This window comes from Bordetella genomosp. 11 (assembly GCF_002261215.1).
GTDB lineage: Bacteria > Pseudomonadota > Gammaproteobacteria > Burkholderiales > Burkholderiaceae_B > Bordetella_C.
Genome location: NZ_NEVS01000004.1, coordinates 1,054,794 through 1,074,710, shown reverse-complemented (window position 1 = coordinate 1,074,710; position 19,917 = coordinate 1,054,794). Strand labels below are relative to the sequence as shown.

At 67.3% G+C, this 19,917-nt stretch carries 15 protein-coding genes; 3 read left to right on the top strand and 12 right to left on the bottom strand.

Features of this window, described 5'->3' with window-relative positions; translation table 11 throughout:
* Window positions 1-12 precede the first annotated feature (12 nt).
* Together CAL28_RS12435 and cadR are read right to left on the bottom strand one after the other, a co-directional pair.
* Window positions 13-597 (bottom strand): nitroreductase family protein, encoded by a 585-nt coding sequence (locus CAL28_RS12435; RefSeq protein ID WP_094841676.1) that lies wholly within the window; start codon window positions 595-597, stop codon window positions 13-15.
* Window positions 598-662: 65 nt separating this feature from the next.
* Entirely contained in the window at window positions 663-1,097 is a 435-nt protein-coding gene (gene cadR / locus CAL28_RS12430) for a Cd(II)/Pb(II)-responsive transcriptional regulator (protein WP_094841675.1), read from the bottom strand.
* Between the two features lie 60 nt (window positions 1,098-1,157).
* On the opposite strand from cadR, the gene CAL28_RS12425 reads away from it, so the two are divergent.
* The gene (locus CAL28_RS12425; protein WP_094841674.1) at window positions 1,158-3,701 is read left to right on the top strand and encodes a heavy metal translocating P-type ATPase; all 2,544 of its coding nucleotides are present in this window, start codon (window positions 1,158-1,160) and stop codon (window positions 3,699-3,701) included.
* Window positions 3,702-3,926: 225 nt separating this feature from the next.
* Complete coding sequence (locus CAL28_RS12420; protein WP_094841673.1) at window positions 3,927-6,017, top strand: hypothetical protein; 2,091 nt, start codon at window positions 3,927-3,929, stop codon at window positions 6,015-6,017.
* On the opposite strand, the gene CAL28_RS12415 is transcribed toward CAL28_RS12420, so the two are convergent.
* The 10 genes from CAL28_RS12415 to CAL28_RS12370 all read right to left on the bottom strand — a co-directional run bounded on the left by CAL28_RS12415 (window position 6,004) and on the right by CAL28_RS12370 (window position 18,781).
* Entirely contained in the window at window positions 6,004-7,428 is a 1,425-nt protein-coding gene (locus CAL28_RS12415) for an MmgE/PrpD family protein (RefSeq protein ID WP_094841672.1), read from the bottom strand. The genes CAL28_RS12420 and CAL28_RS12415 overlap by 14 nt on opposite strands.
* A 76-nt stretch (window positions 7,429-7,504) precedes the next feature.
* A complete protein-coding gene (locus CAL28_RS12410) occupies window positions 7,505-8,488 on the bottom strand; it encodes a Bug family tripartite tricarboxylate transporter substrate binding protein (RefSeq protein ID WP_094841671.1) in 984 nt (327 codons plus the stop codon).
* 109 nt (window positions 8,489-8,597) lie between these two features.
* On the bottom strand, window positions 8,598-9,947 hold the full coding sequence (locus CAL28_RS12405; protein ID WP_094841670.1) for an MmgE/PrpD family protein: 1,350 nt from the start codon (window positions 9,945-9,947) through the stop codon (window positions 8,598-8,600).
* A 70-nt stretch (window positions 9,948-10,017) separates the two neighbouring features.
* On the bottom strand, window positions 10,018-11,427 hold the full coding sequence (locus CAL28_RS12400; RefSeq protein WP_094841669.1) for an MmgE/PrpD family protein: 1,410 nt from the start codon (window positions 11,425-11,427) through the stop codon (window positions 10,018-10,020).
* 18 nt (window positions 11,428-11,445) lie between these two features.
* On the bottom strand, window positions 11,446-12,411 hold the full coding sequence (locus CAL28_RS12395) for a Bug family tripartite tricarboxylate transporter substrate binding protein (RefSeq protein WP_094841668.1): 966 nt from the start codon (window positions 12,409-12,411) through the stop codon (window positions 11,446-11,448).
* Window positions 12,412-12,461: 50 nt separating this feature from the next.
* Window positions 12,462-13,286, bottom strand: a complete 825-nt coding sequence (locus tag CAL28_RS12390; protein ID WP_094841667.1) for an N-acyl homoserine lactonase family protein — start codon at window positions 13,284-13,286, stop codon at window positions 12,462-12,464.
* The gene (locus tag CAL28_RS12385; RefSeq protein WP_094841666.1) at window positions 13,283-14,755 is read right to left on the bottom strand and encodes an MmgE/PrpD family protein; all 1,473 of its coding nucleotides are present in this window, start codon (window positions 14,753-14,755) and stop codon (window positions 13,283-13,285) included. Before CAL28_RS12385 ends, CAL28_RS12390 begins: the two co-directional genes overlap by 4 nt.
* A 10-nt stretch (window positions 14,756-14,765) precedes the next feature.
* On the bottom strand, window positions 14,766-15,815 hold the full coding sequence (locus CAL28_RS12380; RefSeq protein WP_094841665.1) for a tripartite tricarboxylate transporter substrate binding protein: 1,050 nt from the start codon (window positions 15,813-15,815) through the stop codon (window positions 14,766-14,768).
* A gap of 55 nt (window positions 15,816-15,870) precedes the next feature.
* The gene (locus CAL28_RS12375; RefSeq protein ID WP_176463976.1) at window positions 15,871-17,886 is read right to left on the bottom strand and encodes an NAD(P)/FAD-dependent oxidoreductase; all 2,016 of its coding nucleotides are present in this window, start codon (window positions 17,884-17,886) and stop codon (window positions 15,871-15,873) included.
* A 34-nt stretch (window positions 17,887-17,920) separates the two neighbouring features.
* The gene (locus CAL28_RS12370; protein ID WP_094841663.1) at window positions 17,921-18,781 is read right to left on the bottom strand and encodes an N-acyl homoserine lactonase family protein; all 861 of its coding nucleotides are present in this window, start codon (window positions 18,779-18,781) and stop codon (window positions 17,921-17,923) included.
* 137 nt (window positions 18,782-18,918) lie between these two features.
* Here CAL28_RS12370 and CAL28_RS12365 point away from each other — a divergent pair, with 137 nt between their 5' ends.
* Window positions 18,919-19,884, top strand: a complete 966-nt coding sequence (locus CAL28_RS12365; RefSeq protein ID WP_094841662.1) for a LysR family transcriptional regulator — start codon at window positions 18,919-18,921, stop codon at window positions 19,882-19,884.
* Window positions 19,885-19,917 lie beyond the last annotated feature (33 nt).

The window sequence follows — 19,917 nt, the reverse complement described above, 5'->3', positions numbered from 1 at the left end:
AGCGGCTGGCGCTCAGGCCGGCTGGCCTGTCCAATCGGACACGAACTCGCGAAAATCCGGGCGATTGGCCGGCGGCACGGCGCAGGCCGGCGTGCCGATCGCCAGGAATCCCAGGAAACGGTAGTCCAGGGAATCGAAGCCCAGGGCTTCCTGCACCGGCTCCAGATAGGTTCCCAGGCCGGTGCTCCAGAATGCGCCATATCCCAGCATATGCGCGGCATTCAGGATGTTCATCACCGACGCGCCGGTGGCCAGCAGTTGCTCCTGCTCGGGGATCTTGACGTTGTCGTGGTCGATCTTCTGGGCCAGCGCGATCATCAAGGGCACGCCGGCCAGCCATTCGCGTACGGACTTTTCCTTTTCGGGCGTCATGCGCTTGTCGCCGCTGCGCTTGACGGCGTCCAGCGCCATATCCGCCAGCCGGCCGATGGCCTCGCCACGGATCAGCTTGAAGCGCCAGGGGCGCAAGGCGCCGTGGTCCGGCGCCGACATGGCGGCTTGCAGCATCTGGTCCAGTTCTTCGGGGCGCGGCGCGGGCGCGCGCAGGAACTTCATCGAACGTCGGGTATGCAGGGCGTGTATGGGTGCGGAAGTCATGGGGTGTCGATAGGGATTACGGTACGGAGGTAGCCCGGTCCGCGCGCGGCGGCGGGCGATAGAGGTCAACCCAGGTGGGTATGGCGTTCGGGGCGCTCCTCGACCTGCATTTCCGCCAGGCCGTGGAGGATTCCACAGTCCTCCGCGTGGGGCTGCGCCGACAGGCAGCGCTGGCGCAGCGCCGACAATTGCCGCTTCAACTGTGTCAGTTCGGCGATACGTTCGTCGACGTGCCGGATGTGGTCTTCGAAGATTTCATTGATGGGGCCGCAGTTCGCCGCCTGGCTGTCGGCCAGCCTGAGGATCGCCCGGATCTCATCCTGGGTCATATCCAGTGCGCGGCAGTTGCGGATCAGGCGTAGACGCTCGACATGCAGCGGACCATAGCTGCGGTAGTTATTCGCACCCCGTTCCGGAGCGGGCAGCAGGCCTTCCTTCTCGTAGTAGCGGACCGTCTCCACGGTGGTGCCGGCCGTTTTGGCCAGTTCTCCGATCTTCATGGAGATCCTCCTGTTCGTTGACTTGACCCTATAGTAACCCCAGGGTGTCCAATTACCGCTATGGACAAGAAAACGATTCCCATCCAGGTGCGGGCCTCCCGGCCGGAGGACGATTGCTGCCACGCGCACGAGCACGGACATGCCCACGGCCACCCGCACGATCATGGCCACGATCATGGTCATGGTCACGATCATAGTCACGATCATGGTCACAATCTGGCCCACGGCGGCGCCGGGTCGTCCTGCCAGGACGCTGCGGCGCATCGCCACACTGCGGCGTGCTGCCACGGCGATCACCCCGCCGATGCCTCGGCGCCGCCGGCGATGGAAGTCGAGGCCGGCATGACGCTGACCCGGATACGCATCGGGCAAATGGACTGCCCGACCGAAGAGGCCTTGCTGCGCAAGAAACTCGGCGGCATGGCTGGCGTGGCCGATATGCACTTCGACCTGATGCGACGCATCCTTTCCGTGGCGCATGAACCGGCCGCGCGGGAGCAGGTGCTGGCCGGCATCCGCGCGGTCGGCATGACCCCCGAAGTACTGGCCGACCAGGCCCCGGCGATGCCGCCGCCCGCCGAGCGGCCACGCTGGAAGCTGCTGGCCGCGGCCGGCGTCCTCGCGGCGCTGGCCGAGGCGGCGCATTTCACCGGCATGCCGGGCGTCGTCAGCGCCGTCCTGGCCGTGGCGTCCGTGCTGGCCTGCGGGCTGAACACGTATCGCAAGGGCTGGATCGCCGTGCGCAACGGCAATTTGAACATCAATGCCCTGATGAGCATCGCCGTCACCGGCGCGGCCGTCATCGGGCAATGGCCCGAGGCCGCCATGGTGATGTTCCTGTTCAATGTCGCCGAACAGATCGAAGCCCGTTCGCTGGATCGCGCGCGGCACGCGGTGCGCGGCCTGCTCGATCTGGCGCCCCCCACCGCGACCCGGCGGGAAAACGGCGCCTGGCGCGAGGTGCCGGCGGCCGAACTGGCGGTCGGCGATATCGTGCGCGTGCGGCCCGGCGAGCGCATCGCCGCCGATGGCGTCGTCGTGGCCGGACGGTCGGCCGTCGATCAGTCGGCCATCACCGGCGAAAGCCTGCCCGCGGACAAGACGGCCGGCGATCCCGTCTACGCGGCGACCGTCAACGCGGAAGGTTCGTTCGAATACCGCGTCACCGCGGCGGCGCAGGACACCACGCTGGCCCGCATCATCCACTCGGTCGAACAGGCGGCGGCGTCGCGCGCGCCCATGCAGCGCTTCATCGATCGGTTCTCCCGCATCTACACGCCCGCGGTGGTGGTGCTCGCGGTACTGGCCGCCTGCGTACCTCCGCTGCTGTGGGCGCAGCCCTGGGCCGAAGCGGTGTATCGCGCCCTGGCGCTGCTGATCATCGCCTGCCCTTGCGCGCTGGTGATCTCCACCCCGGTCAGCGTCGTCAGCGGCCTGACCGCCGCGTCGCGTCGCGGCATCCTGATCAAGGGCGGCGTTTACCTGGAGAACGGCCGTAAATTGCGCTGGCTGGCCTTCGACAAGACCGGCACGTTGACGCACGGCAAGCCGGCATTGACCGATCTGGTGGCGATCCCGACCGCTGGCGTCCCCCTGACCGGCGGCGCGCCGCGGTCCGCCCCGGACAAGGCATCGCCCGCCATCGCAGGCGAATCGCCTGCATCGCCCGAGACCGCGCGTCTGGCCGCCAGCTTGGCCGCCCGCTCGGATCATCCGGTTTCGCGGGCCATCGCGCGCGGGCATGGCAACGGACCGCTGCACGAGGTCGAGGATTTCGCCGCCCTGCCCGGCCGCGGCGTACGCGGCCGCATCGATGGCACCCGCTATCACCTTGGCAATCGCCGGCTGATGAACGAACAGGGCTGGGAAACGCCGGCCTTGACGCAGGTACTGGATGCCCTGGAAGCGCAGGGCAAGACCGCCGTCGTGCTGTGCGGCGACGATGGCGCGATCGCCGTGGCCGCGGTGGCCGATACCGTGCGGCCCGAAAGCCGCGCGGCCATCGGCATGCTGCATCGCCTGGGCGTGCGCACGCTGATGCTGAGCGGCGACAACACGGCCGCGGTGCGTGCCGTGGCCGGCCAGTTGGACATCGCCGACGCGCGTGGCGATCAGTTGCCCGAGGACAAGCTGGCCGCGCTGGAATCGCGCATGCGCGACGGCCTTGTCGGCATGGCGGGCGACGGCATCAACGATGCGCCGGCGCTGGCGCGCGCGGACATCGGTTTCGCCATGGGCGCGGCCGGTACGGGCACGGCAATCGAGACCGCGGACGTGGCCCTGATGGACGACGACCCGCGCAAGGTCGCCGAATTCGTCGCCCTGTCCCGTGCCACGCATCGGGTGCTGGTGCAGAACATCGTGCTCGCCCTGGGTATCAAGGCGGTGTTTCTGGTGCTGGCCCTGAGCGGCCTGGCGACCTTGTGGATGGCCGTCTTCGCCGATGTGGGGACCAGCCTGCTGGTGGTGGCCAACGGCCTGCGCCTGTTAAGGGCGGGAAACGCGCCGCCGGCCGTGCGGTACGCGAGGAGCGGCACCGCAGGCCATGCCTCGTCGCGGACGAATGAGAGCGAGTCGTTACTAACGCGCTTCCCATCGCAATAACCCACGCCACGCCCGGGAACAGCAGCGCGGCGCTTTCCCGGACACGATGACACTCTTCTCGCCAACGGGCGCGGCATGTACCGCGGCCCCCAAGACACAGCGATCTTCCCTATCCCCACCCCCGCGCGGCCGCCCCTTTACATCGATGCCGCGCTAGCATTTGCCACACATGCGGATACGCGACCTGGCGTCGCCCGCGACGAGGCGCGTCACCGGCGCGACGCCATGCCGGCGACCCTCACGGCGACGGCCGGCGCCGCGACAGAGCCGCCCCGTCCCACCGACGATCCCGCGACGGCTCCGCCGCCCTCGGACCACTGCCTGGAGCCCGCGCTGACGGCCAGGCCCGGCCGGGACTCCCTGCTGGGTGCCCGCATCGCCGGGGCACGCGCCATCCTGCAGGACGAGGCGGGCGATGACGACGACGTGCTGCTGGTCGCGGCCAACGATGTCCACCAGAAAGCGGTGGCGAACCCCGGGAACGCCGACGCGCAGGCGGCCTCGCTATTGCTGTGGCGCGCCGAGGCCGACGCCTGGGCCGCGGCCAACGGCGCGCCATCGTCGCTGGATGAAGAGACCCGGTTGCAGGCCTACCTGGATATGTGGTCGATGGCCTTGGACCCGCCGGAGCCGCCTGTCTTTCATACGCGGCGCGATGTCGCGCGGACATATGTGCTGGAGCGCGCCCGCACCGGCCAGTCCATCGCCATCGCAACGCAGCCGGCGCCGGGGCCTGTCCCGCTCGACAGGCTGATCGATCGGTTCCTGGAAACCCCGGAGGTTCGCACCCGCTATTACCGGCAGTTCGCCGACTATGTGGATACCCACCTGGATCATTTCAGCAAGCTGGGCGCCATCGGCGACGCGCTCGCCGCGGGCATCCCAAGCCTGCGGCTGGAAGAGCGGCCCGCACGCATGTGGCATATCGCAAGCCTGACCGCGTATCCGGCCGGCGCGCATCTACTGCCTTCCGGCTGGGTACTTACCGCGCTGGGCCGGTCCTTGGGGGAATCCTATATTGCGGAAATGCCGGACGGCGAATTCCTGCATATCGATGCCGCGGGCAGGATGGCAAAGCTGCCGCCCGACATGGTGGACCGCGCCGGACGGCTGAACGCGACGGCATTGCTGCAAAGCCTGGGCCTGCGATCGCCACAGCCTGCAGGCCACGGGGAATCGTCCGGGAAGGAATATACCGTCTCGTATAGGCCGTGCGACCCGATCCTCCTGCGCGGCCATATCGTGGCCCAGCGGCGCAAGGCCGTCCTCGCCGCGATCGAGCAATGGAAGGCGGACAACTATCTTCCTTCCCGCACCGAAAGCGTGCTGCGCGTGCTGATTCCCTTCTATGGGCTGCATCACAACCTGAAGTGGGATCCGGGCTACCGGTTGCAGGCCGGCGACGTCGCCTGGGACGCTGCCGCGTTGGCGATCACGGTGGCGGGCATCGCCCTGACCGCCGGCGGCGGCAGCGCCGGCGTCGTTGCGGCCCAGGCTTCGATGCGCACCGTGGCCTCTCAGGGCGTCAAGGCCATGATCAAGGTGGGCATGCAGTCCATCATGCGGCAGTTCCACGTCAGGGTGCTGATGCTGGGTGGCGCGCGCGAACTGGCGGATTTCGTCCTGCCCGTGTTCTCGGCGGCGCGGCTGCTGAAAAGCGCGGCGCGCGTCACGCCGCTGGCAGCGCAGGCCTTGAAAACCGCCACGCAGAACGCCGGCATCGCGCTGCGCGCGGCCGACGCCAGGCTATTGATGAACGGCATCTACGAAGTGCTAGCGCGCACCGCCCCGGCACGGCGGAACTTCACCGCGAACACGATTCGCCATACCCTGGAAGCGGCGTCCCGGCGGCCGGTCCCCATGCGCATCTATCGCAGCGAAAGCGGCGGACTGCGGCGCGGCACGCCGCAATCCGCGATCGGCCCGGACGCGTCGATAGACGATATCCTGGTCGCGATCATCCGCCAGACGGCCTGCGGCGGCAGTGAAACGGGCCCGGTCATGTGCTTGACCGTCAACCGCGTCGTCCCGGCGCAATCCGCGCGAGACCGCCCCGACCCTTGCATCTACACGATCGATACGTCCACCGCGCCCGGCCAATTCCGCAACATCGAGGACATTCTGCTGAACGAGGGCCCGCGCCTCGTCCAGGCGGGCAAGATACACGGCGCCATGCTCGAGCACGCCGTCATGCGCACGCTGGAGCGGCAGGAAGAAAGGATTTTCTATATCGGCACCCGCATCCCGGATGCCATGGTCGTCGGCCGCGAGCATATGGCACCAGACGAAACGCGGGACACGGCTACGGGTGGATAACGGGTTCGGCCGCGGCCAGGGCACGGCCCAGCGGCGCGGCCCCCTCCCCCTCGAAAAGCCCGATCGCCAGTTCGAGTATCCGCCCGGCCGACTCGCTGCCCACCGACGCCCGTGCCAGCGAAAGATACTTGTGCTCGATCTCCGCGTGCGGCATCGGATTCTCCGGCATGCCCAGGGAATAATCCACGCGGCGCGTATAACTGCGGCCACCGCGCACGACCACGGTAACGCGCCCGCCGTAGACTTCCGGATAGGCGCGATCGATCTCCGGATCGATCTCGATATCGACGCGCCGCGACAACGCGACGACGCGCGGCTCGACGATGCGTTCGGGCGTGAACTGCTCCAGGTACGCCTGGCCATCCATCAGCGCCACGGCGATGTTGTAGCGCAGGCTCATCTGCGCATTCAGCACCGAATCGGCGAGATAGTCGAAACCCGTCTGGGTATTCACGACCGACGCAATTCCGGCCACGACCCGTTCGATGTCGTCGCTGGCGATACGATGCTCCCGGACCAGCGCCAGCGCCGCGTCCACGCAGGCGTGGTTACTGCCGCAGCAGGCATGCGGCTTGAAGCAGGTCGCATCGGTATGCCACGTCGCCCCCAGTTCCCGCACGATCATGCCGGGTCGCGGATCGTCTGACATGCCGAACAAAAAGCTGCCATCCCCGGCCTCCAGGATGAAACGCGGCCCGGCGAACCCACGCGCGGCCAGCAGCGCCGCCGTCACGCCGGCTTCGGCGGAACGTCCCGGATGCATGCGCTTGCTCATGCCGCCGTCGGCCGTGAAGGCCCATAGGCCAGCCGACTGCGTGCCCGCCAGGCCCAGCGCGCTCGCCGTGGTGGGCGCATCCAGCCCCAGGATGACGCTGGCCGCCGCGGCGGCGGCGAAAGTGCCCGTCGTTCCGGTCAGATGCCAGCCGCGCATACGCGCGCGACTGGGGTTGGCGGCCTGGCTGACGCGGTTCATGGTCTCGTAGCCGGCCGCCATCGCGGTCATCAGAACGGCGCCGTCCACCTGCTCGCGCTCGCCCAGCGCCAGCACCACGGGCAGCACGACGGCACCCGGATGGATTTTCGCGCGGCTGTGATCGTCGAAATCGAACCCGTGGATGGCGGTACCGGCCGCAAGCACGCTATTTCCCACGCCGACGCGCGCCTGCCCTCCCCATAGCGCGGCTTCGGCCGGTCCCTGACGGTCCCGCGCATACTCGCGCATGATGCGGCCCCAGGGCGTGGCCAGACCGTACAGGCCGCAGCCCAGGCCATCCACCACGGCCTTGCGCAGGACCTCGCGTGTCGCCCGAGGAACCGCCGCCGGTTTCAGCCCGGCGATGAACTCGGCCAGCGCCATCGTGATTCCGCGATGCTCGCGCGACAACGCTTTCCATGATTGCAGGTCGTCCATGAAGTCCTCCGTCGCGATGTTCGTGTTTGCGTGCCCCGGCCACGGACGCCGCCGCGCGGGGCCACGCGGGGATGCCCTAATCGGCCTTCGCGCCGGACGCGCGCGCCACCTCGCCCCAGCGCACCAGTTCGGCCTTGATGAACTCGCCGAAGGCTGCGGGCGAAGTTTGGGTGAAGGGCTCGATGCCGAGTTTGGCCAGGCTGGCCTTTACATCGGGCGCCTGCACCGTCTGCACCAGCGCCTTGTACAGCTTGTCGATCACCGGCTTGGGCGTCTTCGCGGGCGCCATGACGGCAAACCAGTTGAAAGCCAGCACAGTGGGCAGGCCGCCCTCGGCCGAGGTGGGCACGTCTTTCATGACGTCGGCGCGATGGGTATTGGTCACGGCGATGGCGCGCAGCTTGCCCTCGTTCACCATCGTATAGAGCGCAGGCAGGTCGACGATGATGCCGTCCACGTGGCCGCCCACCGCATCCGTGATGGCGGGACCCGCCCCCTTGTAGGGCACGTGGACGATGCGGCCCTTCGAGGCGATCTTGAGCGACTCGATCGCCAGGTGCGGCAGGCCGCCGTTGCCCGAGGACGAGAACGTCACGTCGCGCGTTTTGGACAGCGCGACCAGTTCGGGCAGCGTTTTCGCCGGCACCTTGGGATTGACCGCGATCAGTTCCGGTGTCTGCGCCACCGTGGTGATGCCTATCAGGTCCTTGAGCGGATCGAAGGGCATATTGCTGTACGTATGCGGGCTGATCGCCAGCGGACTCGCACTGCCCAGCGTAATGGTATAGCCGTCAGGGGCCGACCGCGCCACGTAGTCGGTGCCGATGATGGCATTGGCGCCGGGCCGGTTTTCGACGACCACGCTGGCGCCGATGAATTCGCTGAACTTGGGCGCGAGTATCCGCGCCACGATGTCGTTGGACCCGCCGGGCGGAAAGCCCACGACCAGATGGATCGGCCGCGAGGGGTAATCATCCTGCGCCGCGGCCGCGGCCGGAAGAATGGCGGCCACGGCCACGACGCCGGCCACGATGGCCAGGGGCTTGGACAAATTCAGCATGTGAGTCTCCTTGGGATGCGCTTCGCTTGTTCCGGCGTCACCGGCCCTGCCGGGCCGATGACGCGCGGGCGTTCTTGTTGTCTTCGTACGTTTCGTACGCCGTGCGCGATCAGCGTGCCGGGGCAAGCAGGCGCATCAGCTCGCCCACGTCGCCGCACGCCTCGATATCGGCGACCCGTTCGGCTACCTGGGCGGCGCGGGCCGCACCCAGCACGGGCGTTGCCAGGCTGTCGAACTTGGCGCGCAATTCGTCGTCGGACATCGGATTCTGAATCGATCCCTTCGGGTAATCCACCTGGGAACGCCAGCTGGCACCGTCATCCATCTCCAGGGTCATCAGGCACGACACGCCGCGCGGCAGGCTTTCGTCGACCGTAATCTCGACCATCTCCGCAAGCTTCTTCAAGATGGGTTCTTGCAGCCGGGCGTTGTTGTACTGCGGGAACAGCGCCTGGCCATCGGTCAACGCCACCGCCACCGAATACGGTAAGCTGACCTGCGCCTCGTGGTACGTCATGGGATGCGCGTTCTGGTGATACAGCGCCCAGTCAGGATGCCGGGCCATGCGGATGCGCCGGATGCGGCCTGGCTCCGGCGCGTGCTTGCGGCGGATATCCAGCGCGCAGTCGATCGCGTTGTGAATTGGCCGCGCGCAGGAGTACGGCTTGAATTCGATGTCCAGCAGATAGGGCTTATCCAGATCCTTCACAAGCTGGCCAGGATCGTTGCTGTCGGTAAAGGCGTTCAGGAACCCGCGCTCGCCTTCGAAGATGGTGGCGGCGCCCGTGAATCCCAGCTGGGCCATCAGCGCGGCCGTCACGCCGCTGCGCGAGGCCGGGCCGGGATTGAAGCGCTTCTGCATGGACGGACCGTACATCTCCATCAGGCCGCCCGCCTGCGCGCCGGCCAGCCCCAGCGCCGATACGGTTTGCTCCGCCTGCAATCCCAGCAGCCGCGCCGAGGCGATCGTCGCGCCGAAGATGCCGCAGGTGGGCGTGGTGTGATAGCCGCGATTGCGCAGCGAATTGTTGGCCGCCTTGCTGACGCGCTCCATCATCTCGCAGCCGGCCGCAAGGGCCGCGAGCAGCGCCTTGCCGTCCGCCTTCTGCCGCTCGGCGGTGGCCAGCGCGGCGGAATACACCGGCGGGCTGAAATGAAAAAGCGCCAGCACGTCGATATCGTCGAGCTCGACGCTGTGCGACGAAATGGCATTGGCCAGGGCGGCCTGCATCGCCGGCACCCGTGTGCCCTCGCCGATCAGGGTGGCCTCGGCATGGCCGCCGCTGGACTGCGCGAAGCGGCGCGCGACCTCGCCGCTGCCGGTCTGGCTGCCCGCCACGGCCACTCCCAGATAGTCCAGCAGCAGCCGTTTCATCGCCTTGCGGTTGGCTTCTGGCAGCGGTTTGTCACCGAAGGCGGCGAAATGATCGGCGAGTTGTTCGGAAAGCGTCTTGGGCATGATGTTCCTGTCGAGACGTTGATGATTGGGTCTATGTTGAAGATCGGTATCCGTATCGCGCGACGCGCGGTCATTCCGCCGCACGGTCTGGCATGGATAGCAGGTCGATCAGCGGGCGCGCATCCTCCAACGCTTCCAGCGTGTCGCACAGGCGCACCACCTCGTCGATATCGGCGGGCGCCAGGCAGGACTCCACCACGTTGCGGAACTTGTATTCCACGTCGCCTGGCTGCAGGGGGTTTTCCGGGCTGCCGCGGCGGTTTAGGATACGCAGGGTAAAACTGCGGCCATCGCGCGTGCGCGCGGTGACGGTAGCGGCATGGCGGAAGGCCGGACCCATCGCGTTGATCTCCGGGTCCGAGCGGGCATGGACGCGGCGGATGAAGTCCAGCAGGCGGGGATCGCTCAGCCGGTCCTGCCGGTACTGGCTGACGAAGGCAACGCCGTCATGGGCGATGACCGCCAGCCCGTAGTACAGGTTCATCTGCGCCGCCGTCACGCCCTGCGCCTTGTAGTCCCAGGCGCAATGCACGAAGGTCATCTCGCTGACGCCCACGTCCAGCGATTCGATATCGTCCGGCCCCAGCCGGTTTTCCTGCATGATTTGCGCCAGCGCGTCCAGGGCCGAATGGATGCTCGTCACGCTGGCGTGCGGCTTGTATCCCACCTTGGCGGTCTCCCATATTGTCCCCAGGCCGTCGGTCAGGCGCGCGGCGTTGGGCGAATCCGAATACGCCACCAGGTAGCCGCCATAACTGGCTTCCAGCACGTCGCCGATACCGGTGAAGTCGCGCGCCGCCAACTGCGCCGAATACACGCCACTCTGCGCCGCGCGTCCGGCGTGCAGGCGCTTGACCATCGCGCCTTCCTGCGCGGCCATCAGGCCGCCCGCCTGCGAGCCGGCGATGCCCAGCGCATGCCGCATGCGGCCGGCGTCCAGGGCCAGGCTCTTCCCGGCGCAGGCCGCGCCGACGAACACGCCCGACGAACCCTGCGGATGGAAGCCCCGGAAGAACAACCCCATGGTGGCCGCATTGCCCACCCGTATGCCGATCTCGTAGCCGGTGGCCATCGCGGCAATAACGTCGCGGCCGCTCCAGCCGCCGTCGCGTTCCGCGTACGCCAGTGCGATCGGCAGGGCAATGGAGCCCGGATGCAGGATGGATTCCTTGTGAATGTCGTCCAGCTCGAAGGCATGGCCCGCCGTGGCATTGACCAGCACGGCATTGGCGACCGAGGAGCGGCGGCCCGTGCCCATGATGGCGGCGACCGGCGCCGCGCCCTCTTCCTCCACCATATCGGCCACTTTGCGGGTCCACGGCAGCGTGGCGCCGTACAGGCAGCAGGCGATGCTATCCAGCGCGCTTGTCTTGATACGCTGGATGACGTCCGGCGGCAAGTCTTCAAAGCGTATCGACGCCGCGAAGTCCGCCAGGTCGCGGGTTGCGTTCTCCAGCAACGGAGGCTTGGAACTGCTCATGCGAGGATCTCCTATTTGCTACTCGATATGCGTACCGGAGGCCGCGATGGCCTTGGCCCAGCTGGATGCCTGCCGGTCCAGGAAGGCCTGCGTCGCCTGCGGACCTTCGTTGATCACGCTGACGCCGGCATTGCGCAGCTTCAGCTGCAGATCGGGAGACTTGAGGGCCTGATCGAGCCTCGCCGCCAATGTCCTGACGACAGCGTCCGGCAGCTTGGCCGGACCGAGCAGCATGTACCAGGTGGTCACCGAATAACCCGTGACACCCTCTTCCGCCAGCGTCGGAATGTCCGGTGCGATCGGCGAACGCGTGCCGCCGGTCTGCCCGAGCGCGCGCAACCGGTTGTCGCGGATATACGGCATGCTTTCGGAGATCGGCAGCATGGTCACATCCACGCGCTTGCCCAGCATGTCCGCCATCGCCGCGCCGCCGCCCTTGTAGGGAACGTGCAGGTATTGCAGTCCCGCCATCGATTTCAGCACTTCCATCGCCAGGTGCGAGGAGCTGCCGTTGCCCGAGCTGGCGAAACGAATCGCATCGGGCTTCTGGCGGCCGGCCGCCACCAGATCCTTGATGTTGTGGATGGGAAGATCCGGACGCACCATCAGCATCAGCGGCGCCTCGCCCACCAGCGCGATGGGCTTGAAATCGCTTAGCTTGTATTCGACCTTGCGGTACAGGCTGGGATTGATGGCGATGCCGGGCGTGCTGAACAGCAGCGTGTAGCCATCGGGCGGCGCCGACGCTGTCGCATCGAAGGCCAGGTTGCCGCCGGCGCCCGGCCGGTTCTCCACCACGAAGTTGAACCCGGACATTTCGCCGACCTTCTGCGTCACGAGGCGGGCGACGATATCGGCGCTGCCCCCCGCCGGAAATGCGACCAGCGTGCGGATGGGACGCGAAGGCCAGTTATCGGCCTGGGCGGCCTGGCCCAGGGCACAGGCCAACAACGCGCCGGCCAGCAGCGATCTTGTCGGTTTCATTGTTGTCTCCTTCCTCGGTTATGGAACGGATGGCGTGCGCGCGCCATCCCCTATTCGGACGGCGCGACGTCCAGCCGCACCGCGATATTGCGCAATTCGTCGGATACCGGGGGATAGCGCCACATCACCAGGGGATCGTGTCCGGGCACGATGTGCGCCGTCGTGTCGGCCAAATGCCCCAGCGTGTCGTAGCCTTCGATGGCCTGCCCGACGTGGAACACCGTGGTGAAAACCCGGCGTTTTTCGAGGTGCTCATAGAAATGGCTGGCATCGGAAGCCAGCACCACCCACCCGCGCCGCGTATGCACGCGAACGCATTGCAGGCCATGCGTGTGGCCGCCGATGTGATGTACGCTCAGGCCCGGCGCGAGTTCGCTGTCGCCGGCATGGAACACCACCCTGTCCTTGTAGACCAGGCGCACCATTCCGGTGACCTCGTCCACCTCGTACCCATGGTTGAACTGGCGATGGCGCATATGGCGACCGGTGGCGTAGGCCATCTCCGCATCCTGCAAATGAAAGCGCGCGGAGGCAAACGTTTCGAAGGTGCCGACGTGGTCGTAGTGCAGGTGAGTAATGATGACGTCACGCACCTGCGCCGCGTCGACGCCCAGCAGCGCCAGGCCTTCACCCGGCGTACGCAACAGCGTGCGCCCGCGCTTGCGCGCGACCTCCGGCCCGAAGCCGGTATCGACCACGAATTCGCGGCCGTCGCCCCGCACCAGCCAGACGTAATAGTCCATGGGCATCGGGGCGTCGTGCGGATCGCCGCCGACAAAATGATTCTGGCGCCGTCCCTCGCGCGTGGCGTAGCGGACGGCATAGACCTCGTATTGCGGCAGGACCGCGGAGGAAACGGGAAGGATCGTGGTCATGGGTTCGTGGCGGTGAACGTGGAAGAAACCGGTGCGGCCGGGGTCGAGAGCAGCGCGTCCAGGGCGACGGGCACCGGCATGGCGTGCGACGACGATCCGCGCGCCATTCCGCTGCCCAGCGGGACATCGGTACGCGCCAGGCCCGGCGGCCCGTCGGCGTCCAGATCCAATACCGCATCGCGGATGCGCGCGTGCTCCGTGCTGTAGAGAGGAGCGGCCAGGAGGTCGAATTTGCGGACAATGTCGTTGCGCGACAGCGGGTTCTCCGGTTCGCCCCGGGCATGGTCCAGCGCATGGCACAACACGCGGCCATCCCGTAGTGTCACCGTCACAAGCGCCGGACGGCGGTCGGGATAGCCGGCGTCCAGCGCGGGGTCGGCGATGACGGACGTGCGCGCCATCAGCGCACGCACGCCTTCGTCGTCCAGCATGGCGCGCGTATAGCGAGCGGGTGCGGCATCGCCCGCCACCAGCATCGCGGCGATTGAGAACGCGATGGAGAACTGCGCCTGGTCGGCATTGCGTGGCGGCTCGATAGCCGCGGCCCGTGTCACCGTATCGACCTTGACGTCGATATGCGCGATCGCGCCGGGATCCACGCCGCGCATCGCGGCGGCGGCGGCATCGATGGGCGCATGATTGCCACGGCAGCCGCCGTGCGTCTTCATATACGTTTCCGCAATGCTCCAGCGCTCGCCGAGTTGACGCGCGACCTCCCGGCCCTTGCCCGCCTCATCGCCCGCGCCGCCGAAGGCGGGCAGGAAGCCGGTTTCGAAAATGTCCAGTGCGCCTGTCACCCCCTGCGCCGCGTACAGCGCCGCCAGCAGCCCCCCTTCGCAGCTGCGCCCGACCTGCAAGGGTTGGCTGTCTGCGCTCTTGAGCGCGGCCTTCAGGCCCGCGCCCTGGCTGCAGGCGATCGCCACCGCATGCGCGGCGCGGGCTGGCGGCAGGTCCAGCAAGGTGGCCGCCGCGGCCGCCGTCGCCGGCGCGGCCAGGATCGCCGTGCTCTGGAAACCTCGGCGCACCGTGGCGGGGTAGATGGCGCGCCCCAACCGCAGGAAGACTTCGTAGCCGTTGGCGATGGCAGCTACCAGCAGCTGGCCGTCGGCGCCCCGCGCGGCCGCCAACGCCATCGCGGCTGGGATCACGGCCGAGGACGGATGTCCACCCGTATAGCGCGAACCGTCCTCGAAATACGTGGAATGGGACACGGCGCTATTCACGATGACCGCATCGCGCAGGGACCGCCGCACCGGGGTGCCCCAGATGCCACGGGCACCCTCGTCGGGCAGCAGGCGCAGCAGTCTTTCGTGATGGCCCGCCAGCACGCCACTGCATGCGGCCGCCAGCACGTCCAGTACACGCAGCTTCACGGCATCCGCGACATCCGCGGGCAGGCTTCCGTGGCGCGAATGCGCGATGAAGCGGCCCAGCTGCACGGCAAGGGTGTCGACGTTGTCCTGGCTCATCGTGCGCCCCTTAGTCCATCGTCAATCCGATGGACCGGATCACATCCCGCCACTTGCCCACCTCGGAACGCACTTTGGCGTTCGCGTCGGACGTGCTGTCGCCGATCACCTCGGCACCCTGCTCGGCGAAGAATGCCTGGATGTCCGGCAACTTCAGTACCGCGACGACATCGGCGTTCAGCTTCCGGACGACGTCAGGCGGCGTGCCGGCCGGCGCGAACAGGCCATACCAGGTATCGGCCTCGTAGCCCTTCAGGCCGCTTTCGGACAAAGTTGGGATATCGCGCAGCATCGCGGGCCGCGTGGCGCCGGTCGAGGCCAGCGCGACCAGCTTGCCCGACTTGATATAGGGCAGCACCACCGGCGCATTGGCGATCATCATCTGTACCTGGCCCCCCAACAGATCCGTCATCGCCGGGGCACTGCCCTTGTACGGCACATGCGTGATCGAAACGCCCGCCATGCTTTTGAAGATCTCCGCAGCCAGATGCGGCGGCGTGCCGTTGCCGGGAGAAGCGTAGTTGAGCGTTCCCGGCCTGGCCTTGGCCAGGGCGATCAACTCCGCCACCGAACGGGCCGGCACACCGGGATTCAGGACCAGGACGTTCGGAGTGTTCGCCACCAGCGTGATGGCGGTGAAATCCTTCGTCGCGTCATAGGACAGATTGCGGTACAGGCTTTGGTTGATGGCATGGGTGCCCACCGTGCCCAGGATGATGGTGTAGCCGTCGGCGGATGCCCGCGCGGCGGCCTCGGTGCCGATATTGCCGCCAGCACCCGCGCGGTTCTCGATGACGACAGGCTGCTTCCATCTTTCACCCAGCTTCTGGGCCAGCGGCCGCGCCAGGATGTCGGTACCGCCCCCCGGCGGAAACGGCACGATCAGTTTCACCGGCCGATCCGGAAAACCTGCCGCACCGTCGCCCTCGCCGGCTGCGCTGGCCGGCGCCGCGTGTAGCGCGGCCACGACGGTGACGAATAGCGCGCCCGCGATGGCGGCCCGGGCGCATGCGGCGATACGCCCCGCGCGATGGATGGTCTTCTTGCCTCGTATGCTCATATCCGCCCCTTTTCTATGTTCCACTCCATCTCGCCCGATCGTCGGCAATCCGCGTTCACGCCCGCGCTTCCTTCCGCATCTCGCCGGCGTGCTGCCGGCGTGTGCGCTCGTCCACGCTCAGCGCCACCATCCAGGCATCGCGCAGCGCGGCCAGGAAATCGCCGGGCACATTGCAATCGCCCACGCGCGCGTAGGGAACGCCACTGGCTTCCACCGCCGGCAATAGGTCCAGGTTCGGCCGCGGACCCGTGGCGAACACCAGGATGTCGCCGACCGGAATGTGCCGCGGCGCCTCGTCCCGCACCTGGATCTCCAGGGCCTCGCCTGCCGCTTTCAGGATGCGGCAGCGCGTCAGCAACGTCACGCCGTCCGCGGCCAGCCGCTCGATCAATTCGAATTTGTTGTTGCGCGCCATGCCGTTGGCGATGCCCGCCTGCATCTCCAGCACGGTGACCCGGGCCCCGCGCACCCGCAGTGCGTCGGCGGTCTCCGCGCCTACCATGCCGCCGCCCACGATCGTGACCCGCGCGCCTGCCGGCAACGCGTCAAGGTCGGCCAATAGCTCCCAGGCATGCGCGACCCGCACCGTCGCCGCCAGCGCACCGATATCCAGCGGCGGAGCAGCCGGCCGCGAACCCGTCGCGACGACGATGTAGTCCGGCGCATACGCCTGGATGGCGCGTACGTCCGCGGCCACGCCCAGGCGCACGACGATGCCCATGCGCTGTACCGTCCGCCAGCGGTAGCTCCATACGGGCTCCACCTCCTGCTTGTCGGGGGAAGCCGTCGCCAGCGGCATTTGCCCCCCGGGCCGCTCCCGGCTCTCCCACACTTCTACCGCATGCCCGCGTCCCTTCAACACCCGGGCAGCCTCGATCCCCGCGACACCGGCGCCCAGCACGAGCACCCGGGCGCGCGGACCGGCAGGAGCCGGGTAAAGCTGCGGTTCCGCGTATTCCAGGCGCTCGAACTCCGTGCCCATCATTGGGTTCTGCACACAGGCGACGTCTTTCTCCAGCGTCAATCGTTCGAAACACACATTGCACGCGATACAGGCGCGGACGGGCGCATCGATCTGCCCGAAGGCCTTTGCGGCCCAATGCGGATCGGCATACAGCGCGCGCCCGATGGACACGAAGTCCGCGGCTCCGCTGGCCAGCACCTGCTCGGCATCCTCGGGCTGCACAATGCGGCCGGCCACGAACACGGGAATGCCGACGGACTGCTTGATGGGCCGCGCCGTATCGGCCAGGCAGCCGCGCGGAAACGACGGCGGCTGGATGCAAAACTTCGACAGCTGCGGACTCTCGTTGCTGCCGCCGGACAGGTCTATCGCGTCGGCGCCGGCGCGCTCCACGGCTTGCGCCAGCGCGATGATTTCGTCCTGTCCATAGCCGCCCGCGGCGAACTCGCTGGCGCTCAGGCGTATCACCAGCCGCAGGGATGGCAAGGCATCGCGCACGCGGTCTATGGTTTCCAGCAGGAAACGCATGCGATTGCCGATCGACCCGCCGTAATCATCGTCACGCCGGTTGATGCGCGGACTGAAGAACTGCTGGAACAGATATCCATTGGCGGCATGGATCTCCACCCCGTCATAGCCGGCCAGCCACAGACGCCGCGCCGCCGCCACGAAAAGCATTTGAATATCGGCGATTTCCGCGGCGGACAGGGGGCGCACCGTGTCGCCCGTATTGGGATTGGCCCACGGCGACGGCCCGACCGGTTCCATGTTCAGCACGGAACGGCGCAGCAGCGCGCCGCGATGATTGAGTTGGCCGAAAACCGCGCAGTCGTGGCGCTTGATGGCTTCCACGATACTGGCCAGGCCGGGAATGAAGCGGTCGTGATAGCAGCACAGCGAATTGTTATGCGGCCGCGCCTGCTCGGTCACCACCATCGCTTCGGTCATGATCATGCCCACGCCGCCGCGCGCGCGCTCTTCGTAGTACTGCTTGTCGCGTTCGGTCGACAGACCGTCGGTGGTGCTGTAGTTGGTGCCCATGGGGGCCATCACCACGCGATTCTTCAGGCGCAATCCGCCTACCAGCCCGGGCTGTTGCAGCAGCATCGGCTTGTCTCCTTGTCGCTTCGAATGGATCGCCTCAACGTCGCGGGGGACGGTCCAGGCGGACGGCGATGTCGTCCAGGCCCGGTCCGGCGCCGGGATAGCGCTGCATGACCAGCGGATCGTGTCCTGGCACCACATGGGCCGGCGACGCCGCCAACGCTTTCAGGCGCCGATAGCCTTGCAATACGTCGCCCACGCTGTACACCAGCGGAAATACGCGATCCTGTTCGAAGTGCTCGTAGTAATGGCTGGCGTCCGAAGCGAGCACGACCCAGCCCCGCGCCGTATGCACGCGCACCGCTTGCAGGCCGTCGGTATGGCCGCCGATCCGGTGCACGCTGATGCCGGGCGCGATCGTGGCGTCCCCATCATGGAAAAGCACGCGGTCGCCATAGACCAGACGCACCATGCCGCAGACATGGTCGGGCTCGTAGGCGCGATTCAACATGCCGCAGCACATATGCCTGCCAGTGGCGAAGGCCATCTCGCCATCCTGCAGGTGGAAACGCGCGTTGGGATAGTCGTCCAGCGTACCGGCGTGATCGTTGTGCAAATGCGTGATGACGATGTCGCCCACGTCGCCGGCCCGCACACCCAGCCGTTCGAGCGCGTGCGCCGGGTGGTGCAACAGGGTGCGGTGCCGCTTGTCCGCCATGTCCTGCCCGAAGCCGGTATCCACCAGTACGACACGAGGGCCATCGCGAATGACCCACACGTAGTAGTCCATCGGCATGGGGGCATCGTGCGGATCGCCACCCAGGAAATTGGCGGCCCGCTGCGCCGGGCGCGTCGCGTACCGGACGGCCAGGACCTCGTAGTCGGGCAGGCTCGCGGCGTCCGCGACCTGGACGTCCCGAGACGTCGAAGCACCCGCGGCGGTCTGAGGCTGCTGCATCGGATCGTTGTCTCCATGCGATGCGCGCCTCCGTCCCGCCCCGGCTTGCTGCCGGGCCGTAGTGGCGCGCTCTTGTGATGCAGAGCAGTCTAATTTCAGGCCTTTAATCGATCAATTGGATAGAATTACAAACACTAATGAACCTGATTCATCAATTGCCCATGGAAAACCTCAACGCATTGCGCGTCTTCGCCAAGGTCGCCGAAACGCGCAGCTTCACCGATGCCGCCAAGCACCTGGGGCTGACTTCCTCGGCGGTCAGCAAGGCCATCACCCGTCTCGAGCGCGAGCTGGGCCTGCGCCTGCTGCACCGGACCACGCGGTCTGTGGGACTGACCAACGACGGCGCCAGCTTCTTCGAGCGTTGCCAGCAAATCCTCACCGACGTCCAGGATGCCGAGAATTCGCTGAATCGCTCGCGCGCCGCGCCGCACGGGCGCCTGCGGGTACACATGCCGGTGGGATTCGGCCGGCGCGTGATCGTGCCGCATCTGAGCGGTTTCATCGAACGCTATCCCGACTTGGTGCTGGACGCCGAATTGAGCGACCGCATGGTCGACCTGGCCTACGAAGGCATCGACGTCGCCGTGCAAATCGGCGAACTAGCCGATGCCCGCCTCATCGGCCGTCGCCTGTGCAACCTGCGCTTCGTCGCCTGCGCCGCGCCGGAATATCTGGCCCGCCATGGCGAACCGGCCACGCCGGACGATCTCGACCATCACCATTGCATTGCCTACGTACTGATGCACACCGGGCGCTACCGCGAATGGCAGTTCATCAAGGATGGCCGCACCTTCGGCAAAACCGTCTCGGGCCGGCTGAACATCAACAACGCGGAATCGCTGCTGGAGGCCGCCACCGCGGGGCTCGGCGTGGCGATGATCAGTAACTTCATCGCGGCCGACGCGCTGCGCGACGGCCGCCTGCGGGCCATCCTGACGGACTATGTCGCGCTGGGCCCGCAGGTGTCGGCCGTCTATCTGCCAGGCAAGAACCTCTCGCCCAAGGTGCGCGCCTTCGTCGATTTCCTGACCGACCTCATCGAGCGCAATCCGCATTGGGACGAAGCGAGCGGCGGCCTGCCCTATCGGCAGGCAACGTAGCTCGCTATACTGCCGAACGGCCCGCCATCCACG